At 69.4% G+C, this 20,147-nt stretch carries 18 protein-coding genes; 8 read left to right on the top strand and 10 right to left on the bottom strand.

Translation table 11 applies throughout. The annotated features are described in order from the left end of the window. Positions 1–26: 26 nt before the first annotated feature. The 6 genes from AB0I89_RS13015 (at position 27) to AB0I89_RS12990 (ending at position 6,607) form a co-directional block, all read left to right on the top strand. The gene (locus tag AB0I89_RS13015; RefSeq protein ID WP_357124844.1) at positions 27–1,079 is read left to right on the top strand and encodes an iron-containing redox enzyme family protein; all 1,053 of its coding nucleotides are present in this window, start codon (positions 27–29) and stop codon (positions 1,077–1,079) included. After that, entirely contained in the window at positions 1,076–1,978 is a 903-nt protein-coding gene (gene dapF / locus AB0I89_RS13010; RefSeq protein ID WP_357124841.1) for a diaminopimelate epimerase, read from the top strand. Before AB0I89_RS13015 ends, dapF begins: the two co-directional genes overlap by 4 nt. Positions 1,979–2,133: 155 nt before the next feature. Then, a complete protein-coding gene (locus tag AB0I89_RS13005) occupies positions 2,134–2,916 on the top strand; it encodes an enoyl-CoA hydratase/isomerase family protein (RefSeq protein WP_357124838.1) in 783 nt (260 codons plus the stop codon). Further along, the gene (locus AB0I89_RS13000; protein WP_357124835.1) at positions 2,913–4,331 is read left to right on the top strand and encodes an asparagine synthase C-terminal domain-containing protein; all 1,419 of its coding nucleotides are present in this window, start codon (positions 2,913–2,915) and stop codon (positions 4,329–4,331) included. The genes AB0I89_RS13005 and AB0I89_RS13000 overlap by 4 nt, the downstream gene beginning before the upstream one ends. A gap of 14 nt (positions 4,332–4,345) precedes the next feature. Next, positions 4,346–5,155 carry a TauD/TfdA family dioxygenase gene (locus tag AB0I89_RS12995; protein WP_357124832.1) on the top strand — a complete coding sequence of 270 codons (810 nt, stop codon included), beginning with the start codon at positions 4,346–4,348 and terminating at the stop codon, positions 5,153–5,155. A 9-nt stretch (positions 5,156–5,164) separates the two neighbouring features. After that, a complete protein-coding gene (locus tag AB0I89_RS12990) occupies positions 5,165–6,607 on the top strand; it encodes a class I adenylate-forming enzyme family protein (RefSeq protein ID WP_357124829.1) in 1,443 nt (480 codons plus the stop codon). A gap of 97 nt (positions 6,608–6,704) precedes the next feature. On the opposite strand, the gene argJ is transcribed toward AB0I89_RS12990, so the two are convergent. The 4 genes from argJ to AB0I89_RS12970 form a co-directional block, all read right to left on the bottom strand. Continuing rightward, positions 6,705–7,847 carry a bifunctional glutamate N-acetyltransferase/amino-acid acetyltransferase ArgJ gene (argJ, locus tag AB0I89_RS12985; RefSeq protein ID WP_357124826.1) on the bottom strand — a complete coding sequence of 381 codons (1,143 nt, stop codon included), beginning with the start codon at positions 7,845–7,847 and terminating at the stop codon, positions 6,705–6,707. Between the two features lie 430 nt (positions 7,848–8,277). After that, entirely contained in the window at positions 8,278–9,669 is a 1,392-nt protein-coding gene (locus tag AB0I89_RS12980; protein ID WP_357124823.1) for a hypothetical protein, read from the bottom strand. Between the two features lie 426 nt (positions 9,670–10,095). Then, positions 10,096–10,713, bottom strand: coding sequence for a response regulator transcription factor (locus tag AB0I89_RS12975; RefSeq protein ID WP_357124820.1), 618 nt, complete (start codon positions 10,711–10,713; stop codon positions 10,096–10,098). Next, positions 10,710–11,030, bottom strand: a complete 321-nt coding sequence (locus AB0I89_RS12970) for an ATP-binding protein (protein WP_357124817.1) — start codon at positions 11,028–11,030, stop codon at positions 10,710–10,712. Before AB0I89_RS12970 ends, AB0I89_RS12975 begins: the two co-directional genes overlap by 4 nt. A 77-nt stretch (positions 11,031–11,107) precedes the next feature. On the opposite strand from AB0I89_RS12970, the gene AB0I89_RS12965 reads away from it, so the two are divergent. Then, entirely contained in the window at positions 11,108–11,233 is a 126-nt protein-coding gene (locus AB0I89_RS12965) for a hypothetical protein (RefSeq protein WP_357124814.1), read from the top strand. Between the two features lie 238 nt (positions 11,234–11,471). On the opposite strand, the gene AB0I89_RS12960 is transcribed toward AB0I89_RS12965, so the two are convergent. The 4 genes from AB0I89_RS12960 to AB0I89_RS12945 all read right to left on the bottom strand — a co-directional run bounded on the left by AB0I89_RS12960 (position 11,472) and on the right by AB0I89_RS12945 (position 16,202). Next, a complete protein-coding gene (locus tag AB0I89_RS12960) occupies positions 11,472–12,293 on the bottom strand; it encodes an ABC transporter permease (RefSeq protein ID WP_357124811.1) in 822 nt (273 codons plus the stop codon). Next, positions 12,290–13,129, bottom strand: a complete 840-nt coding sequence (locus AB0I89_RS12955; RefSeq protein ID WP_357124808.1) for an ABC transporter ATP-binding protein — start codon at positions 13,127–13,129, stop codon at positions 12,290–12,292. The genes AB0I89_RS12960 and AB0I89_RS12955 overlap by 4 nt, the downstream gene beginning before the upstream one ends. Positions 13,130–13,302: 173 nt before the next feature. Continuing rightward, positions 13,303–15,468 (bottom strand): FtsX-like permease family protein, encoded by a 2,166-nt coding sequence (locus tag AB0I89_RS12950; RefSeq protein ID WP_357124805.1) that lies wholly within the window; start codon positions 15,466–15,468, stop codon positions 13,303–13,305. After that, a complete protein-coding gene (locus tag AB0I89_RS12945) occupies positions 15,465–16,202 on the bottom strand; it encodes an ABC transporter ATP-binding protein (RefSeq protein WP_357125693.1) in 738 nt (245 codons plus the stop codon). The genes AB0I89_RS12950 and AB0I89_RS12945 overlap by 4 nt, the downstream gene beginning before the upstream one ends. A 406-nt stretch (positions 16,203–16,608) precedes the next feature. On the opposite strand from AB0I89_RS12945, the gene zwf reads away from it, so the two are divergent. Next, positions 16,609–18,102 carry a glucose-6-phosphate dehydrogenase gene (zwf, locus tag AB0I89_RS12940; RefSeq protein WP_357124802.1) on the top strand — a complete coding sequence of 498 codons (1,494 nt, stop codon included), beginning with the start codon at positions 16,609–16,611 and terminating at the stop codon, positions 18,100–18,102. Positions 18,103–18,370: 268 nt separating this feature from the next. Here zwf and AB0I89_RS12935 read toward each other — a convergent pair whose 3' ends face one another. Then, positions 18,371–18,586 (bottom strand): zinc-binding dehydrogenase, encoded by a 216-nt coding sequence (locus AB0I89_RS12935; RefSeq protein WP_357124799.1) that lies wholly within the window; start codon positions 18,584–18,586, stop codon positions 18,371–18,373. Beyond that, positions 18,541–20,112: a nucleotidyl transferase AbiEii/AbiGii toxin family protein gene (locus tag AB0I89_RS12930; RefSeq protein WP_357124795.1), complete on the bottom strand. Its 1,572-nt coding sequence runs from the start codon at positions 20,110–20,112 to the stop codon at positions 18,541–18,543. Before AB0I89_RS12930 ends, AB0I89_RS12935 begins: the two co-directional genes overlap by 46 nt. Positions 20,113–20,147 lie beyond the last annotated feature (35 nt).

The following is a 20,147-nucleotide window of genomic DNA, read 5'->3' as shown; positions in this document are numbered from 1 at the left end:
CACATCATTTCCATGGGGGTACAACCGTGCAACAAACAGCTTCCGTTCAAGGTGCAGCGTCTGTCGTCGACGACATCTCCAATTGGCTGTCTATATCGGCGGATCAACTTGACCGCGCGGTGCACGGTGCGCTGCGAGAACAGGTTCTCGATCGGGTGAGAGAGCTGAACGACCGCGCTACCGCAGGTGACCCGGACGCATTTCTGCAGCAGCAACAGATCCTCGCCCGAATCTACGATCTCGGGTTGCGGATCGCTCCGGGTAGACCGAGCGCCGAGGGATCGGTCGTGATTCACGAGATCGCCCGCCTGGTGGAGTCCGCCACCGGCGCGGCGGAGGACGCCCGCATCCAAGCCGGCCTACTGGACGGCATGCCGAGCGAACCGGCCGCCTACGTCTCCTGGTTGAAGGCGCTGGCCAAGCAGCACCGGGTGTACAAGCATCCCTACTACACCGATTTCATCAGCAACCACGCAGACTCCGAGGACCTGCGTCTGTACATGATCCAGGAGTCGGTCATCGACGCGAGGTTCGACGACCTGCTCGCCCTCATGCAGGTCGGTACCGACGGTCCCGCCAAAATGGAGATCGCGGCGAACTACTGGGACGAGATGGGCAACGGCCGGCCGGAGGAGGTGCACACCACGCTCTTTCGAAGGATCTTCGAGGTCTTCGACGTGCGGGAGGATGAGGTCGCCGACCGGCTCACGGGCACGGCGCTGCTGTCCGGGAACCTCGCAGTGATGTTGTCGCGCTATCGGTACCGGTACGCCGAGGCGGTCGGCTACCTCGGGATGACCGAGTGGCTGGTGCCGGACCGGTTCGTGTGCGTCGTGCGCGCATGGGAGCGGCTGGGGCTGCCAGAGGTCGGGATCACCTACCACAGACTGCACATCACGGTCGACTCCCAGCACGCAGCCGGGTGGTTCCATAACGTGGTGAAGCCGGCGGCGACCTCCGAGGCTATGCGCATTGGCATCGCCCGCGGGACACTGTGGCGACTCAACTCGTCCGCGCGCTACCTTGACGAGCGGCTCGCCGAGACCGCCCCGCGGTGGGCTGACGGCAGCCGCAGGTGACCTCGCCCCGAGGGGCCGGCCTTCCGCGCTTCGCGAAGTACCAAGCGTTGGGCAACGACTACCTGGTCGTGGATCCGGAGGACGGGCTGCCCGCCGCACCGGCGACGGCGGTCGCGATGTGCGACCGGCACTTCGGGGTCGGCGCGGACGGAATTGTCTTCCGGGGACCGCCCGCGGGCGCGGGGCAGCCCATGCCGGTCCGGTTGTTCAACCCGGACGGGAGCCCGTGCGAGCGGAGCGCGAACGGGTTGCGCATTCTCGCCCTGCACCTGTCCCGAGACGGCGGCGCGGAGTTCGTGCTGGACACGGGGTTCGGCCACACCAGCGTCCGGGTACTGGACCGGCTCGCAGGGCTGGTGTCGATCGACCTGGGTCGTCCGGACTTCGACGCGGACATCGTCGGCCTGGTCGGGGGTTCCGGCCCGGTCGTCGACCACCCGCTGCCCGTGGCGGGGCGGACCCTTCGGGTGACCTGCGTCCACAACGGAAACCCGCACGCGGTCGTCGTCCTGCCGGCAGCCGATGAGGCGGCCGCGCGGGAGCTGGGGCCGCTGATCGGCCGGCACTCTGCGTTCCGCACCCGGGTCAATGTGGAGTTCGCGGTGGTGCGCGATCGGCGGTCGCTGGAGGTCGTGGTGTGGGAACGCGGTGCCGGGCCGGTGCTCGCGTCCGGGAGCGGGGCCTGCGCCGCGGCAACTGCGGTGCGGCGTCTCGGTCTGGTGGGCGACGAGGTCGACGTCCGGATGCGCGGTGGTGCCGTGACCGTGTCCGTCGACGCCGGCGGCGCGGTCCGACTGACCGGACCGGTCGAGGAGGTCGCCACCGGGCGGGTCTCCGCCGGCCTCGCCACTCGAGCGGGTCGACCGACCCGGCCGGCCCCGACCTCAAGCTTCTCCTGACGGAGGAGGAGCTGCGGCGGCGTGGCGGGCGCGCAGAAGGCACCGATCGGATGTGCCCGACAGGAGGCGAAAGAGGTGCCGCAGGACCCAGGACGCACTGGAACGGCCCACCAAATGCACATCTTTCACCCCGATAACTATGGAGGACCAGCTTGATGAACAACGCTGTCCACACACAGCCCCGCGACACCTTCACCGTGGTGACCAAGAACGGCGTCGCGCAGGTTACGTTCGAGGGCTCGCATCACTCGAACGCGATGAGCAACGGCCGGATGCGCGCACTCACCGGGATCCTCCGCGAGGTCGAGGCCGACGACGCGGTGGCCGCCGTGGTGCTGCACGGCGGCGAGGGCAATTCCTTCGCCGTGGGCGGCGATTTTCACGAGGTCAGCCACTTCTCGGGCGGTGACGAGGTGGACGAGTGGATCGACAACATCACCGAGCTGTACGTCGCCAGCCTCGAAGTCACCAAACCCACCGTGGCTGCCGTCGAGGGTTACGCCATCGGGATCGGCCTGCAACTCCTGCTCACCTGTGACTACCGCGTCGGTGCGGAATCGTCGATCCTGCGGATGCCCGAGTTCAAGGTGGGTATCGCATGCAATTTCGGCGCGTTCATGCTGGAACGCTCGGCCGGGCGTTCGGTGATGCAGCACATGCTCCTGTCGTGTGACGAATGGTCCGCCGAGTCCTCCCTGCGGGACGGCCTACTGCACGAAGCGGTGCCCGCAGCGGACGTGCTGCCGACCGCGCTGGCCCGCGCGGCGGCTTTCGCCGATTACAACCCGGCGGCCGTGCGCAACACGAAGCCGCAGATGAACCACGACTACATCCAAGGCTTGCACGTCCTGCGGGACAACGCGAAGAGATCACACCGGGCAGGATTCGCCTCGGGGCGGCCGCAGCGGGAAATGCGCCGGATCGTGGGCCAGGCATGAGCGGCGGTTGGGTGGTCGTCGCCAACCGGCGCCTGACCGGACTTGAGCCGATGGGCGCGTGCGTCGAGGTCGGTGATCTGTTCGTCTACCACCGTGGCCTCGTGGCAGGGCTGCCCACGACCGCGCCGTTCGATGTCGACGTCCGTACGCTGACGGCGACGCCCGCGCTCGGGGAGCTGCCCACGCAACCGGCGCAGCGCACCGTGCTGCAGGTGGGCGAGGACGCCGTGACCGCGTTCACCTCGGTGTTCAACGAGGACGCCATCTACGTCGCCGAGGACCCCGCGACCGATGGCTTCGCCTTCTTCACCGACCTGCTGCTCGCCGCGGCTATTCTGCCCGCGTGGGGCCTCGCCGCCCGGGTGCGCTCGGGTCCGGTGAGCACCGATGCGGAAGCCACGCTCGTCGACGGGATACGACGGTTGGACCACTCGGTCCGGCAACGCCGCGCCCGGACCGCTTCGGGCTGGCTGACCAGCACCGCCCCGCCGGCCGAGGACTTCCTCGAGCAGTTCCGCAGGCCGTTTCGGGACGATCCGCTGGCTGCCGGGCAGGCGCAACTGGCCGAGCTGGATGCGGTGATCGCCGGCATCGCCGCCGTCCGCCCCGAGGCCACGTACGCGTCACTGCTCTCCGGCGGGATCGACTCGGGCACCGTGACCTACCTGGCCGCGGCGCGGAACCTCGACGTGCGGCCGTACAGTGTCGGAACGCCCTGGGGAGACGAGTTTTCCGACGCCGCGGAGCTGTGCGAGGTCGCTGGCCTCAAGTTGCATTCGCTGCTGCTCGACGAGGACAGCATCATCCGTGCCGTCCCCGCCGCCGTCCGCTGGCTCGGCGTGACCACGCCGGAGGTGGTCGAGGTCGCGCTCACGGCCACGGCGTTCTACCAGTCCGGCGTGGTCGAACCGGGTCGCGTGCTGCTCACCGGGTACGGCAGCGACCTCATCAATGCCGGGCTCTTCACCCCGTTCGAGCACCCGGACGAGCTGATCGACCAGGGCATCGCGGCGGTCGCGCGCACCCGCACCAGCGGTGAGCTGGCCAACCGGATGGCGCTGGCGTACGGCGTCGAGACGTTCCACCCGTTCTGGACACTCCCGGTGATGCGCACCGCGCTGGAGACCACGCCCGCATGCAAGGTCCACGACGGCCGGGAGAAGTTCCATCTGCGGACCGCGATGGCCGCCCATGTCACCCCCGCTATCGCGTGGCGCCGCAAGATCGCCGTACACCACGGCGGGAACCTGCAGGAGGGGGTGCGGCGGCGGCTCGCTGCGGACTCCGGGCAGAGCGACCCTTCCCGCGTCTACCAAGCATGCTTCGCCGACCTCCTGGCACTGGCCGGTCAAGGACACCTCGACGACTGGAACGCCGACGAGGTCTACGCACGCGCGCTCGCCACAATCCGATGAACGAGGAGATGACGATGACCGAGAACACACTGACCGAATCAGGTTTCGGCACGGTGTTGACGTCGCCGCCCGGGGAGACCGTCGAGGAGATGGCCCGGCGGTCCCGGGAGGCGGCGCTGACCAGCGGGGTCGCGCTGACGCGCGGCCTGGACTTCACCGAGGATGCCTTCCAGCGGCTCGTCCACCACCTCGGCCAAACTGTGGATCACAAGTTCGGCGAGGGCCAGGCCGATCTGTTGATGCTCAACGCCTCAAGGGACGCAGGGAAGGTGGTCACCGGCCGCGGCCCCCTCCCGCTGCACACCGACGGACTGTTGGTCGGCGAACAGGTCGACCTGATCGTCCTGTACGCCAAGGACTTCGCCGACGAGCCCGGTTCCGGTGAGACCACGGTGTGCGATCAGCTCACCGCGTGGCGTGAGATCCCGCCGCACCTCGGCAAGGTTCTTGCCGACGGCCGGCTCGAATACCTCGTCGAGGAACGCGGCTACTTCCCGCAGGTACCCGCCGACTGGTACGAGATCCCGACCACCCGCGACTACGGCCGCGTGCGCTCGCTGAACCTGGCACTCGGATTCCCGCCGGATGTGCCGCAGGGTTGGCAGGTGCGCGTCGCCGACGTGAGTGCCGACGACTCTGCCGCATTCTTCGCGGAGCTGTCGGCGCACCTGCATTCGCCGCGCTACCTCTATCAGCATCGTTGGCAGACCGGTGACCTGCTGGTGATCGACAACCAGCGGACGCTGCACGGCCGCACCGCGATCGGGTCCGACGGGGTGCGTCTGCTCTATCGCGGCCAGGTCACCCTGCCGACGGCCGCGTGAGGAGAGACGATGCTACTGACCGAGTTCCGTTCCGTGGTGGCCCGCAGAGCCGACGCCCTCGCGGTGGTGGTGCCCGACGGCGAGCGCCTGACCTACGGCGAGCTGTCGCTGCGGGTCGACCGTGCCCTCGGCTGGCTGCGGGCCCGGGGCATCGGCGAGGGCCAGGTGGTGGCGACCTGGCTGGACAACGGAACTGATTACGTGGCACTGGTGCTCGCCCTGGCGGGCAGCGGTGCTATCCACGTGCCGATCAGCAGGTCGGCGGCGCCGGAGCACATCGCCTGGCTGGTCGAGCAGACGAAGCCGGCACTCGTCGTCGGCGCGGAGCCGCTGCCGGACGTCGTCGTCGAGCAGGTGACGACCGCAGAGCTGGCGACCGGCTCCGAGCTGGTCGGCGCGCGGCCGTTCAAGGCGTACGAGGGCGCGTTCCGGCTGCTGGAGACGTCCGGCTCCACGGGGAAGCCCCGGCTCGTGACCTGGCGTCAGGATGACCTGCTCCACGACCGGCGACAGTGGATCGCCTACACCGCGACGACCGCCGCGGACGTGCTGTTCAACCGCCACACCCTGGACGTCGCACACGGCTGCGACGTTCATCTGTTCCCGGCGCTGCTCTCGGGGGCCCTCCTGGTGCTGGCCGATCCGTCTGCCGCGCCCGACCAGTTGCTGCGGTGGCTGGAGGAGACCGGCGCCACCGTGTGCAGCGCGCTGCCGAGGCACTACGAGTTGCTGACGCAGGCCGCACGCGGCCGGTCCGTCGACCTTTCCGCGTTGCGGATGCCGCTCTGCGGCGGTGCGTACCTGAGCGGCCAGGTCGTCGCCGACGCGGCCGCGGTGCTCGGTATTCACATTCGACGCATCTACGGCTCGACCGAGTTCGGCATCATGCTGGGGAACATGGACGATGTCGTGCAGGACACCCGCGGCATGACCCCGGTCACCGGTGTGGAGATCAGGCTCGCTCCCCTCGACGAGGCTTGGCCTTCGATCGGTGAGGTGCTGGCCCGCTCGACGTACACGAGCGTCGGTTACTTCGGTGACCCGGGGGCGACCTCCGCCACGTTCCGTGACGGCTGGTACCACACGGGGGATGTCGCCGAGTTCGACGGCGAGTACCGAATCCTCGGCCGTGTCGCCGACCTGCTCGGCGGCTCGGCCGGTCCGGTGTTCAGCCCGGGCGTCGAGGCCGCGCTGACGGCCGCGTGCCCGATCACCGAGGCGGCCGTACTGGCACCGCTGCCCGGGGAGACCGAGCGTGGGGCGCTCGTGGTGGCGACCCCCGTGGCCGGGGTCGAGGACGAGCGCGTACGCGCAGCGATCCGTGCCGTGCTCGAGGACCTGGGTGTGCGTGCGGAAATCGTGCTCGCCGCCACCATCCCCCATACCGCCGTCGGAAAGGTGGACAAGCCCGCCCTGCGCAAGGGGCGGACGTCGAACGTGCGCCACCGCTGACCGATGCGTTCCGGCAGCTGTGGGCTCGCGAACTCACTGCTCGCCCGGCAGGGCGGGGACGTCGCCGAGATGTTGGCGGCCAGGATCCCTGGCCTGATCAGGTCGTGTAGTCGGCGTTGATGCGGATGTAGCCGTCGGTGAGATCGCAGCCGTAGACGGTGAACGAGCCGGCGGCGATCCCGAGGTCGATGTCAATCACGACTTCCTTGCCGCGCATGTACTCCGCGGCCCGGTCCAAGAGGTCGTCGGCGGAGCTTTCGGGGAACATCAGCAGATCGCCGAAACGGATCGCCACCCGGTCGGGGTCGATGTCAGTCTCGTCCTCCAGCTTGCCGATCGCCATAGCGACCCGGCCCCAGTTCGGATCGGCGCCGTGTACGGCGGTCTTGACCAGCGGCGAGTTCACGACGCTCTTGCCGACCAGCTTCGCCTGCGCGTCGTCGCGGGCACCACTCACCCGGACCTCGATGAGCTTACTCGCGCCCTCGCCGTCGGAGGCAATGTCTCTGACCAGGTGCAGGGCCGCCCGGTGCAGCGTCTGCTCGAACTCTCCGAGGTCGGTCGGGCCGGCAACCCCGTTCGCGAAGACTGCGGCGGTGTCACTGGTCGAGGTGTCGGTGTCGATGCTGAGCGCATTGAATGTGCGGTCGACCACCCGGCGGAAGATCGCGTCGAGGTCCTCCCTGCCGACCTGCGCATCGGTGAAGAAGAACGTCAGCAGCGTCGCCATGTTCGGCTCGATCATGCCGACGCCTTTGGCGATGCCGACGATCACGGCGTCACCACAGCGCAGCCGGACCACCTTGTGGCGCGTGTCCGTCGTCATGATCGCGCGCGCGCTGGCGTCGAAGTCGGCGGCGGGGAGCGGCCACGACAACTCGTCGAGCCCTCGCCGGATCTGCGTCATCGGATAGGGCCGCCCGATCACTCCGGTCGAGCCGATCAAGAGCTCGCCGGCGGGGATCCCGGCGGCCTCGGCGACCCTGAGCTGAATCTCGGCGGCGTTCTCGGCGCCGACCTTCCCGGTCGCGACGTTGGCATTGCGGGAGAGCACCACCATGCCCCGGAAGCTCCCGGCCGCCGCGGACTGCCGACTGAGCTCGACGCTGGGTCCGGCGAACCGCGAGCGCGTGAACACCGCCGCCGATGTCGCGGGGACCTCGGACACGATGACCGTAAAATCGTCACCGACGTCTTTGAGGCCCAGGTTCCTCGTGACGCCACGGAAACCCTTTGGCACAAGAGGAGCCTGTGGCCCGAGAAAATCTTGCGATTCAGCTGTCGACGACATCCGCTCACCAGTCTCATCCGTTGCCGGCATTGTCCCACAGTCGCGTCCGGCCGCCCATCGCGGCGAACCTCGCCGGTACGCCGCCGTCGCCCTGGCCAACGCTCACCGCTACGACAGCACGGCCACCCTCGCCCGGCAGAGCTCCCCGGTCTCGACCAGCCGAGCAGCCGACCACGCATATCGAGCGGCATCACCTACCGGGTCGAGTTGAACTCACCCGTGTGGGCGACGAATTTAGCATGCTGGTGGGTCGTGTCGACGATGTCGCCGAGATGCCGCGGGCGATTCGAGCCGGCGCCACGGTACGAAGAAGCTGACTCGCCTTTTCCCCACGTCGCGCTCGGGCGACGTGGGGAAGGGCCGGATCACCCAGGTGGGATCAGGTGGTGGGCCGGCACAGCGAGTTCTGGTTGGCACTACAGTCGGTCAGCTGCAGTGTGTCCACGTGCATGGTCAGGGTCGACGGTTGCGAACCACCGGCCGGTGCCACCACGGAGATCTGCACGCTGGCCGCGTTCGCCGGCGCGACCGCCTCGTGGGACCACTCCCACCAGTTCGACGTCAGGCCGAACGAGTTGCCGGGCGACGTGGACAGTAGCGTGCCCGCCGAGTTGTACCACCGCATCCGCAGCGCGGCCGTCCCGGAGTCGGCGCGTAGCCGGACGAAGAACTTGTAGTTGTGCCCGGCCGTCACCGACGGCCTACGGCTCACGATGACCGACTTCTCGGCTGACTGCGGCGAGCTGACGAACTGCAACGAGCGACGGTTGTCGAAGTAGCGGGCGGAAATGCCGGCATACGAGCCCTGCGGTGTCACCGAGATGGCTGCCCCCGATCCGGAGGTGGTGAACCCGGTGGGGTTCGAGGTGCCCGGCGCCTGCGCCTCGATGGTCCGTTCCTGCGCGGTCAGCAGGTCATTGTTGGCACCGACGTCGCAGCACACCGGCGAGGTGAGCAGCGGGTGAACCGCTGCGTTGTTCGTCGTCGTCGACGGATAGTTGTCCACATAGAACCGCGCGCTGGTCTCGCTCGGGTCGTAGTTCTGGCGGTAGCCCAGGTCGAAGGCCCACCAGTCGCCAGCGCACATCATGATGTCGGGGCAGTACTGCTCGGCCTGCCAGTTTCCGTTGGAGTCCTGCCACACGTGCTCGCTCATGTAGGCGTGACCGGCACCGAGCAGGTGCGCCATCTCGTGCCCGACGACCCCACTGTCCCATGCCTCAACGATGGAGACGCAGCCGCTACCGCCACTGCTCGGACACCAGTGCGCCGACGCGGACGGCGCGGGGAACTCCGTCAGGACCACATACCAGCGGTTGCTGTCGTCGTACCCCTTGGCCGAAAGCTCGTTCGCGATCGACCAGAAGTCGGTGTTCGTGGTGTCGATCTTCACCGGCGTCACCAGCGCCTGCGCGTACTGGTTGTACGTGCTGGTGGTGGTCGACCGGCAGCTCACCTTCACGTGCTGGTCGTAGTTGCTGGCCTGGTCGAGCAGCCAGTCAACGCGATCCACGACGCGGGCGGCGTGCTCGACGTTCGTCGCGTACTGGTTCCCGGTGGAGTTGTTCCACGCATAGATCACCTGCACCGCCGCCGGGCTGCTGGCCGGCGGATTCGTCGGGTCGGTGGCGGTCGTGTCGCATCCCGCTCTGGGCAGGCTGGCGTTGTTCGGCTGCGCGTAGGGCAGGGTCGGCTCGCTGCCGAGGTTGGCGGCATAGACCGGTTGCCCGGACGACACCATCACCAACACCGTCACGAGCAGGGAGGCCAACCCCAGACGGTGACCGCGGCCAGACCAGCGTCCTTTGCCGAGCATGTAAATCCTCCCTTGCCTAGGTCTTTGTCATGGCGTGTCGTCGGGCGTCGGCCTGCCAGTCGCAGCAGACCGATCGACCATATTGGTCGCCAGGTCTTGTATCGACACACTTCGTCGTGACCAAAAGCGGCACCCGGTGGCGCGAAATGTCATTTCGCGTCCCACACCACGCATCGATAAAGGCTGAAGCTAGCCCTCTTTCGATATCGACCTCAAGGCGACGAGGCCGGTGTTTCCGTTCCGAACAGTCCCGAACATGTCTCGGAGATCCGGCAGATCGCCTATTGCGGGTGGCCCCTTGCGCATCGAGGCCGGCATGTTCGAGTTCCACTGGGAGGACCAGCGGACACCGCTTCGCGTTGCTGAGGCGTACCCGTGGGGTCAGATCAGGCCATGGTGCAGCGCCGTGGTGACGGCGGCCGTGCGGTCGGCGACGTCCAGCTTGCCGAAGACGCGTAGTAGGTAGGTCTTCACGGTGGCCTCGCTGAGGTAGAGCTCCCGCCCGATGTCGGCGTTCGTGAGCCCTCGCGCGACCAGGCGCAGAACCTCGGCCTCGCGGGCCGAGAGGGCCGGCGGCGCGGGGTGCCGCACCTGTCGCACGAGCGTGGCGGCGACGCTCGGCGCGAGCACCGTCTCGCCCCGGGCCGCGGCCCGGACCGCCTCCGCCAGCTCCGCCGGTGTGGCGTCCTTGAGGAGATAGCCGCTGGCGCCGGCCTCGATCGCCCGCAGGATGTCCCGATCCGCTTCGTACGTCGTGAGCACCACCACGCGGACGCCCGGAACGCGGGTGCGGATCCGCCCGGTCGCCTCGACTCCGTCCCCGCCCGGCATGCGCAGGTCCATGAGCACGATGTCCGGGTGCTGCTCAGCGGTGAGCCGCACGCCCTCCGGCCCCGACGACGCCTCGCCGACCACCGTCAGGTCCTCCTCGGCGTCGAGCATGCCGCGCAAGCCCATCCGTACGACCGGGTGATCGTCGACGAGCACGATGCGGATCACGCGGGCACCTCCAGCTCGACGATCGTGCCGCCCCCCGGTCCGCCGTGGACGGTGAGAATGCCGTGCACCTGCTCGGCGCGCGAGCGCATGCCGGCGAGCCCGAACCCATCGAGGCCGTCGGACGCGAACCCGCGTCCGTCATCCCGCACGACCAGGCGTACGCCCCGGTCGTCGTACGCCAGCACCACCTGCACCTCGGTGGCGTGCGCGTGCCGGCGTACGTTGGTCAGCGCCTCCTGAGCGGCCCGCAGCAGGACCACCTCGACCGGTGTGGGCAGCTCCCGGGGCGCCCCGATCACCCGGACGGTGGCGGTCACGCCGGTTTCCTGGCTGAAGTAGGCGGCTCGACGGCGTACGGCGTCGGGCAGGCTCCTCGACGAGGTTGACCGCCGGGGTGACCAGGTTCGCGAGGATCGCCAGCACGATCCCCGCGCGCACGTCCGTGAGCTGGAAGATGAGCGGGATGACCGCGAACAACAGCCAGGTCGCGAAGGGTGCGGCCGCCACCGCGACGACGTAGAACGTGAGGTACGTCAGCAGGACTGCCAGGGCCGCGCCGTCATCCGCGTTGCGCCGGATCTGCCGCCGACCGACCGTCACGTGCAGCATCGCCATGGCGGCGATGGCGCCCACTGCCAGCCAGCGGCGCCACAGCAGGTGACCGTCGATCACCACGGTCGCGGCGGCCACCGCCGCCGCGACCAGTCCGAAGTAGGCGTCCCACCAGAACAGGTAACCGGCGTGCGCCTCACCCTGCCTCAGCGATCTTTCTGGTTCCACCGGAAGGTCACCAGGCATAGCACCAATCCGATCACAGTCCAGGCGCCGAGCACCAACGCCGTGCGGCCGAGCTCCCACCGGCCGTTGGCCTCCAGTGCCCTCATGCTGTCGGGCAGAAAGACGTAGCGGAAGCCTTGACTCATCCATTTCACGGGAAAGAACGAGGCCACCACGATCAGCCAGTGCGGCAACTGCGTGATGGGGTGGATGAAGACGCCGGAGATGAATTGCAGCGCGACCACCGGCACGTTGAGGATCGTCCCCGCCGTGCGCGCGTGCGTGACCATCGCGCTGACCGCCACGCCGAGCAGCCCGCACGACGCGGTCGACAGCAGGAAGAGCCAGCCGAACGTGAGCCAGTGCGACGTGTCGGGCAGCGGTATGCCGAAGACGAGCGCACCTACGCCGACCAACACGACCACCTCGGCGATGCTGAGCACGAGCACCAGCACCAGCTTGCCGATCAGATACGCGGCCGCCGGAAGCGGCGTGCCGCGCAGGCGCTTGAGCGTGCCGTCCTCGCGGTCCATCGCCAGCCCCGAGCCCATCGTCACGAACGCGGTCGACAACGCGCCGTACGCGATCATGCTGGCGGAATAGACCTGACTCGCGCTGACGCCGCTCCGGTCGTCGCCGCCGTCGAAGATGGTCCCGAACAGCAACAGAATCATGGCCGGAAACCCGAAGGTGAACACCACGGCGGTGCGGTCACGCAGAAACATGAGCAGCTCGACGCGCCCTCGGTTCAGGCCGCTTGCCAGGGTGGATGGAAGGGCGGCCGACAGCAGGACGGCGGTCATTCCCCCGCTCCGATCAGGGTCAGGTAGACGTCTTCGAGGGTCGGACGGGTGACCGTGAGGCTGCGCAGGTCAGCGTCCCCGGCGACCAGCCGGCGGACCAGATCGGTCGGATCGGTCACCTTCTCCACGCGTCGCCCGTCGTTCTCCCGCCAGCTCACCGTGGCGGTGCCGACCGTGCCGCGACCGCCGAGCGTGGCGGGAGTGCCCTCGGCGACGATGCGACCGCCCGCGAGCACCGCGAGCCGGTCGGCCAGGGCCTCGGCCTCCTCAAGATTGTGGGTGGTGAGCAGGATCGTGGTGCCCTCTGTGACGAGCGAGCGCATCAACTCCCAGACCTGCCGGCGCGCCTGCGGGTCGAAGCCGGTCGTCGGCTCGTCGAGGAAGAGCAGATCCGGGCGTCCCACGATGCCGAGCGCCACATCGACGCGGCGACGCTGCCCGCCGGAGAGCGTACGGATCCTGCTGTCGCGCTTCTGGGTCAGACCGACCAGCTCGATCACCTCGTCGGCCGGCCGCGGGTCGGAATACAGCCCGGCGATGTGCCGTACCAGTTCGCGGACGGTGAGGTCGGCCGCGTCGTCGGCGTTCTGCAGGACGATCCCGATCCCCGCCCGCCACGCCCGTCCTGCGGTGCCCGGGTCCTCGCCGAGAACACGGACATCGCCGGCGTCGCGGCGGCGGTGTCCCTCAAGTATCTCGACGGTGGTGGTCTTGCCCGCTCCGTTGGGGCCGAGCAGCGCGAAGGCCTCGCCCCGGGCGACCGTGAGATCGATGCCGCACACCACCTCGTGTCCCTGATAGGCCTTGCGGAGGCCGATGACCTCAATGGCTGTCATACCGTCGACAGTGCCGGTCACGGCCCTTCCCGCGGAACGACCGCTCGACCGTCAGCGACTGTCCATCGAACGGTGGACCTCATCGAGCTGGGCGAGCAACTCGGCTTCGACAGCACCTGACGGGGGACGACCAGCCGGCGTCGAGCTGCTAATTCACCCGGACAGTTTGCGCGTCACTCCCTGGAACCCGCGGCGCGGACCGGTGGGGTCCGCAGCAACCGCCGAACCGGCAGGATCGTGGTTACCAGGGCCAGCGCGGTCGCGCCGCCCAGCACCGCGGCCCAGCCCAGCGGTGGGACGTACGGGATCAGCGTGCCGGTGAGCGCGTGGACGACCGCGATCAGCGTCATCCCGGCGATCGCCACACCGAGCGTCAGCGCCGTCGCGAGCAGGCCCACCTGTTCGGCTTCGACCATCCGCCGGACCTGCCGCCGGGTCACCCCGGCCAGGCGGAGCACCGCGAGTTCCCGGCTGCGGGCCAGCGCGGCCATGACCATGGTGTTGCCGGCGGCCAGGGCCGAATAGCCGATCAGCACGGTGATGAGCAGCTTGTTGAGCCAGGCTGAGATGGCCAGGTCGCGGTTCAACCGCCCGGTCACGGTGCCGGCGTCGGTCACCGTACCGAAGGCGGCCAGCCGTTGGTCGACGTCGCCGGTGGTACGCACGAGCATCTCGTCGTAGACACCGCGTTCCTGTGGCAGCAGCACGTCGCCGAAGCCGAGCCCACGGTCGTAGGTCGCCACCAGGCGCGGATGGACCGGTGTGCCGTCCGCCAGCCAGATCTCGGCCGTCTGGCCGACCTTCCAGCCCGAGGACGAGGCCTGCAGGGCCGAGGCGGCGATGGTTCCGTCGGTCAGCTCGGCCAGGCTGCCCTCCCGCACCTTCACGTCGATCGTCGACGTAAGCCCGCTCGGGTCGACCGCCCGGGCGACGACCGGCTCAGCACCGTCGAGGACCCGGACCACCACCGACGTGTTCCGGACGCCGGTCGCCGCCTCGACCCCGGGGATCTGGCGTACGTTCGCCACCTCCGTCGACGAGATGCCGTGCGGCGCGGTCAGCACCCGGTCGGCCAGCATGCCGTCGCGGCTCTGCGTGACGGTCTGCCGCTGGAGATTGTCCTGAAGGAACCAGACCGAACCGCCGAAGCCGATCGCCAGCACGAGCGCGCTCAGCACGACCGACATTCCGCGCGCGTTGACCCGCAGGTTGGCCGCCGCCAGTTCCCCCGGCGCGCGCCACACCGTCCGCAACACCGGCGACATCAGCCGGGCGGCCAATCCGTTGATCCAGGGCGCGAGCAGCGCGACGGCGATCACGAGCAGGTAGAGCATGCCGACCGCGGTGGCCAGCGCGGCCGTGCCGGACAGCCCGGCGGCGAAGAACAGCGAGACCACGCCGCCGCCCAACGTGACCAGGCCGGAGACGAGCCGGATCCGGCCGCCGCGAGTTGGTTCGATCGCGGCCTCACCGAGCGCCTCGGCCGGGCGGATGCGGGCGATGCGCCGCGCCGCGATCCACGCCCCGGAGGCTGCCACCAGGACGGTCACCGCGACGGCGGCCGCAGCGGCAACCCCGGCGTTGACGATCGGAAAGTCAGCGGGCAGGAAGCCCCGGGTGACCAGCTGGTGGTGCACCCAGTGGGTGGACCAGAGACCGGCGGGCACACCGAGCACGGCGGACGCCAGAGCCACGAGGACCCCCTCGGCCACGACCAGCAGGCGCGCCTGGCGCGGGGTGGCGGCTACTGCCCGCAGCAGTGCCAGGTCGCGGCGACGATGCCGGACCGACAGGCCGATCGTGCCCGCCGCCACCCCGACGATCAGCAGGACCACGTAGCCGCCGAACGCCGAGCCGGCCGTGAGCAGGAACGAGCGGGCCGCGATCGAGTCGGACTGCTCGGCCCAGCCGCGGTCCATCCCGGTGTACGACTCGACACCGGCCTGCCGGGCGAGCCGGTCGATCGCCCCGTACGCGTCCGCGCGGGCCTGGACTTCGACAGCCGACGCGACGCCACCCTCGGCCCCCACCAAGCGGACGTCGGTGACGCCGGGGAGCGCGCGGATCTCATCGGCCAGCCCGACCGGGACGGTGCCCTCGGGCAGCGGCACCCGGGTGGTGGTCGTGTCGCCGAACTCCCTGGTGGTCACGGTCAGCTCCCGATGGGCGACCACCACGTCGGCCGCCGCGAACTGCTCCGGTGGGGGCCGGAACAGCAGCGCGGACTGCACGAAGACCGCCAGGGTCATCAGGATCATCACCCCACCGGCCAGGGCCACCAGGGTGGCGATGGCGGAGGCGGGGCGCTGCCGGAGCAGACGCAACGCGAGACCGGTCATCGAATGGCTCCCGTCATGCGCGTCGTGGCCAGCACCTCGGCGATCTTCTCAGCGCCCAGGGGCGGCAGGTCGCGGACGATGCGACCGTCGGCCAGCACGAGCACGCGGTCGGCGTAGGCGGCGGCGACCGGGTCGTGGGTCACCATCACCACGGTCTGGTGGAAGTCGTCGACCGCCGAGCGCAGCAGGGCCAGAACGTCGGCGGCCGACTCGGTGTCGAGGGCCCCGGTCGGCTCGTCGGCGAAGATCACGTCGGGCCGGACCGACAGTGCCCGGGCGATCGCGACCCGCTGCTGCTGGCCACCGGAGAGCTGGGACGGCCGACGCGACCGACGATCCGCCAGCCCGACGCGTTCGATGACCTCCGCCAACCATCGCGGATCGGGCCGCCTGCCCGAGAGCTTCGAGGGCAACTCGATGTTCTCGTCGACGGTGAGCGCGCCGACCAGGTTGAAGGCCTGGAAGACGAAGCCGATGCGATCCCGCCGCAGTTCGGTCAGCTTGGTCTCGGAGAGCGTGGACAGCTCGGTGTCGCCGATCCAGACGTGGCCCGACGTCGGCCGGTCGAGGCCGGCGGCGGTCTGCAGCAGCGTGCTCTTGCCGGAGCCGGACGGACCCATGACCGCCGTGAACGTACCGCGGGCGAAGCTCGCCTCAACGCCGGCGAGCGCAACGACCGGCTCCCCGTCGGTGGCGTAGGTCCGGCTGACTCCTTCGACCCGGACCGCGACCATGTCGATCATCACTAGGCCTCTCGGTGTGCGCTTTTCGCTGACACCCGAACGCTAGGTCGCCCGGCGGCCGAGATCGCTGAAGCCAGCGGGCGTCTTCCGGTACAGCAGGCTGTACCTCCCGTGGCGTCCGGCCCGAGCGGTCCAGCCACCAGGGGCAGGGCGACGGCCGAGAGGTCCCGGACTGGGCCTGAGCAGCCTTACCGCCCAGCTCTGCGTGCCGATCCGGCTCAGCGGCGGGGCACCCGATCGTCACCGGGTCGCCGACCCCCCGGCCGGCATGCGACGCTCAAGCTCCGCAACCAACGGGCCACGCCGGGGGGCCGCCGGACACTACCGCCACACAATCCCCGGCATGACAGCACTGCACCCCCAACCCACACCCCTTGTGCCCGGAGGAACGCAGATCATGGACCACGCATCCCCGCTCATCCAGGAGCGGAGTGCCCCGCCGGCCACGCTGGTAATCTTCGGTGCCTCCGGTGACCTGACCCGGCGCAAGCTGCTGCCCGCGGTAGAGAGCCTGGCCCGGCACGAGCGGCTCCCGGACCAGTTCGCGCTCGTCGGTGTCGCGCGCACGTCGATGACCGACGAGCAGTTCGCCGAGAGCGCACTCGGCGAACACGCCGTCGCCAGCAAACGCCAACTCCAGGGCGGCGTGCGGTACGTGGCCGGCGGCTACGACGACCCGGAAACCTACAAGCGACTCGTGGAGACCCTCGACGAACTCGACGCACAGCGGGGCACGTCCGGCAACCGGCTCTTCTACCTGTCCACCCCGGCCGGGGCCTTCGAGCCGGTGATCAACGGACTGGCCCGAGTCGGGCTGAACCAGCCACGCGAAGGCTCATTCTCCCGCCTGGTCATCGAGAAGCCGTACGGGCGGGACCTGGTCACGGCACGCGAACTCGATGGCGTCGTGCACAGCGCATTCGACGAGCACCAGGTCTTTCGTATCGATCACTACCTGGGCAAGGACACCGTCCAGAACGTCCTGGCGCTGCGCTTCGCGAACTCGATCTTCCAGCCCATCTGGGATCGCTCCTGGGTCGACCACGTGCAGATCACCGTCGCCGAGACCCTCGGCGTCGGCAGCCGCGGCGGCTTCTACGAGGACGCCGGCGCGATGCGGGACATCGTGCAGAACCACGTGCTCCAGGTCCTCGCGCTGGCACTGATGGAGCCGCCGGCCTCATTCGAGGCTGAGGGCCTGCGCAACGAGAAGGTGAAGCTGCTGCAGGCGATCCGCCTCCCCACCGACCGGGACATCGCCGACGCCGCGGTCCGGGGTCAGTACACCCGGGGCGGCACCCGCGAGGAGCTGATGGCCGGCTACCGCGAGGAGGCCGGCGTCGATCCCCTGTCGCGGACCGAGACCTACGCCGCCATGCGGCTCAACGTGGACAACTGGCGCTGGGCCGGGGTGCCGTTCTACGTACGCACCGGCAAGCGCCTGCCGGCCCGGCTCACCGAGGTGGCACTGCAGTTCCAACGGCCGCCGCACCTGCCGATCCCGACCGATCAGCTCACCGGCCTCGACGCTGACGCGCTGATCCTGCGGATCCAGCCGAACGAGGGCATCTCGTTGCGCTTCGGCGCCAAAGTGCCGGGCCACTCCTTCCGGGTCCGCACCGCCACCATGGAGTTCTCGTACGACCAGACGTTCGTCGAGGAGTCTCCGGAGGCGTACGAGCGGCTACTCCTGGACGCGCTGATCGGTGACGCGTCGCTCTTCATCCGCAGCGACGAGGTGCAGCAGTGCTGGAGGATCGTCGACCCGATCATCGACAACTGGGCAAAGGACGAGTCGCCGATACCCACCTACGAGGCCGCCTCCTGGGGCCCGACCGACGCCGACCGGCTCATCGGCCGAAATGGCCGCAAGTGGCGCAACTCCGCGTGACCCTGCCACGAGACGATGGACGGGTCCGTCGGTCGCGGCGCACTCGGCCACCTGCGGTCGGCCGAGGGCGAGCGGCAGCGGCGTGGCCAGCCCACGGGGTGGTCGGGACGGGTGGGCCGACTGCCTCCTGGTGGTCGGCCCGCCGGCCGGGCGGCCGTAACGTCACCCCGTACTCGGTCGGAGACCCGTTCGTCCTCGGCACGACGCGAAGCGCCGGTCGCGCCCGCAGGGCGACGACCGCCGCCGTCGATCAGGGGTAGCGGGCTCCTCAGGGGACGAGTACGACCTTGCCGAGCTGCGTGCGGGCCTCCATCAGCTCGTGCGCCTTAACCCCCTCGTCGAGGGGCAACCGCGTGTGCACGATCGGACGGACCCGGCCGGACGAGCACTGACCCCGTCCAGCGCCGGGACACCCAGCACAAATATCCGCCTGGCGATTCAGCTCCAGGCGTGATCGAGGGCCAGCGCCAGCCGCCTGGTCCACTGATCGGCGGTGCCCGTGATACCGGGACACTCGTCGGTGAAGTTGATCCAGTCGACCTGCCAGGACAAGGCGGTTTCGGCAGTGAAGTTGTCCGCTTCGGCGCCGAGTTCGGGTCGCATGAGCTGGCGGACGAGGGCTCGGTCGACGGTGGTGTGTTCGGCGAGTAGGACCGCGTCGTAGAGGTCCTTGCCTTGCGGGTACCTGTCGGTGGCCAGCCACAGCAGCTTCCACGCCAGCGCCAGCGAGGCGGGCGCGGCCAGTACCGGCTGATCGATGTCAGGCAGTGTCAGCACCTCTGGTGGGAGGGGAAGCTCTTCACCGAAGACGACGTCGACCTGTACGTGGCCGTCCGGTGCCCCCGGGGTGCTGAACGGGATCACGAGGCGGCGTCCGTCAGCTCGTTCGTACGTCCAGATGGCGGCCTCGGTTATCCGGTCTGGTTGCAGGCCGGCGCCGGGCACGGTTCGCACGGCGGTCTTGATGTCATCGAGCAGCGCGCGAGCGTCGGTGCTGTCGCTGGCGATGGTGTGCGGAGTGACGACGAAGTCGAGGTCGCCCGGCTCGCGGGCGGCGTCGCCGACCCAGGTCGCCATGGTGACGCTGCCACGCAGGACCAGGTGCCGAACCCAGGTTGTTGTGGCGATAGCCGCCAGGACGTGATTCATGGCGGCACGCCGGGCGGTGGTCCACAGCTGGCCGGTGGCCTCCACGACGAAGTCGGGCTCTCCGGCGTGGTAGGCGTTCGGGTACTGCCGGAGAGCGGGGTCGAACGCCGCCTTCTGACGCACGGCCGGGCTGACGGGTAGCGGCCGGTAGGTCGGCGGGTAGTCCGGCGAGCCAGCCGGCGCCGACCTCATCCGGTTCTCACGCTCCCGCGCCCAACCGCTCGCCCTCGGCGTGGCCGACTCCAGCCAACCGTGGTCGTGGTGCAGGTCGCTGTCGGAGACGACGTACTCCTGCTCCACGGCCCTAGGCTCGTGGCCGGCGGCCCGGAGGGTCGCGACAAGCTCGTCCAGCCGCCGCCCGGCCGTGGCGAGCCCGACACCGTGACATCGCTGGTTGACGAACCGTTCCTGCGCGCCGTCCACCAGCTCCCGGCGAGCGTTACGTGACAACCGTGCCCCGTGCGGAGCGACCAGATCAGTGAGAGCCATCAGATCCGCCACCGTCGTACTGGGGAGCAGCAGTTTGACGTGGTGCTCGAAGTACCGGTCAGCGGGTTCGACTGCCGCCTGCTCATCCGACTGCGGTACGCCGACGCACCACGGCGCCGCCTCGATCTTCGAACGGCACGGGTGGATCCCTGCCTCGCGCAGTTCGCGTCGCCAGTGCCGCACCGCGGCAACCTGATCGGTCAGGGCGCCTCGGCCGGTCAGGGTGAGCATCGGTTGAGAGACGTTGGCGCCGCGATCGAGCACGATATGGACGAACTTCAGGCCGCGTTTGGCGGCGAACGCCGACAGCTTCTCGGCGTGATGAGCGAGCGCCGTGATGTGGATCTCGAAGTCCCCCGACACCGCAAGCACCGGCGGAGTCTATGGCACGGCCAGCAGGCCGGGAA

Source organism: Micromonospora sp. NPDC049801 (assembly GCF_040656575.1).
GTDB lineage: Bacteria > Actinomycetota > Actinomycetes > Mycobacteriales > Micromonosporaceae > Micromonospora.
Note: the sequence above shows the minus strand (reverse complement) of the source record. Positions and strands in the feature narration are given on the sequence as shown.

Excerpts from the sequence above, each read along its gene's own strand:
- AB0I89_RS13005 (WP_357124838.1), top strand. The coding sequence starts at position 2,134 with ATGAACAACGCTGTCCACACACAGCCCCGCGACACCTTCACCGTGGTG.
- AB0I89_RS13000 (WP_357124835.1), top strand. The coding sequence starts at position 2,913 with ATGAGCGGCGGTTGGGTGGTCGTCGCCAACCGGCGCCTGACCGGACTT.
- AB0I89_RS12995 (WP_357124832.1), top strand. The coding sequence starts at position 4,346 with ATGACCGAGAACACACTGACCGAATCAGGTTTCGGCACGGTGTTGACG.
- AB0I89_RS12990 (WP_357124829.1), top strand. The coding sequence starts at position 5,165 with ATGCTACTGACCGAGTTCCGTTCCGTGGTGGCCCGCAGAGCCGACGCC.
- AB0I89_RS12960 (WP_357124811.1), bottom strand. The coding sequence starts at position 12,293 with ATGACCGCCGTCCTGCTGTCGGCCGCCCTTCCATCCACCCTGGCAAGC.
- AB0I89_RS12955 (WP_357124808.1), bottom strand. The coding sequence starts at position 13,129 with ATGACAGCCATTGAGGTCATCGGCCTCCGCAAGGCCTATCAGGGACAC.
- AB0I89_RS12950 (WP_357124805.1), bottom strand. The coding sequence starts at position 15,468 with ATGACCGGTCTCGCGTTGCGTCTGCTCCGGCAGCGCCCCGCCTCCGCC.
- AB0I89_RS12945 (WP_357125693.1), bottom strand. The coding sequence starts at position 16,202 with ATGGTCGCGGTCCGGGTCGAAGGAGTCAGCCGGACCTACGCCACCGAC.
- zwf (WP_357124802.1), top strand. The coding sequence starts at position 16,609 with ATGGACCACGCATCCCCGCTCATCCAGGAGCGGAGTGCCCCGCCGGCC.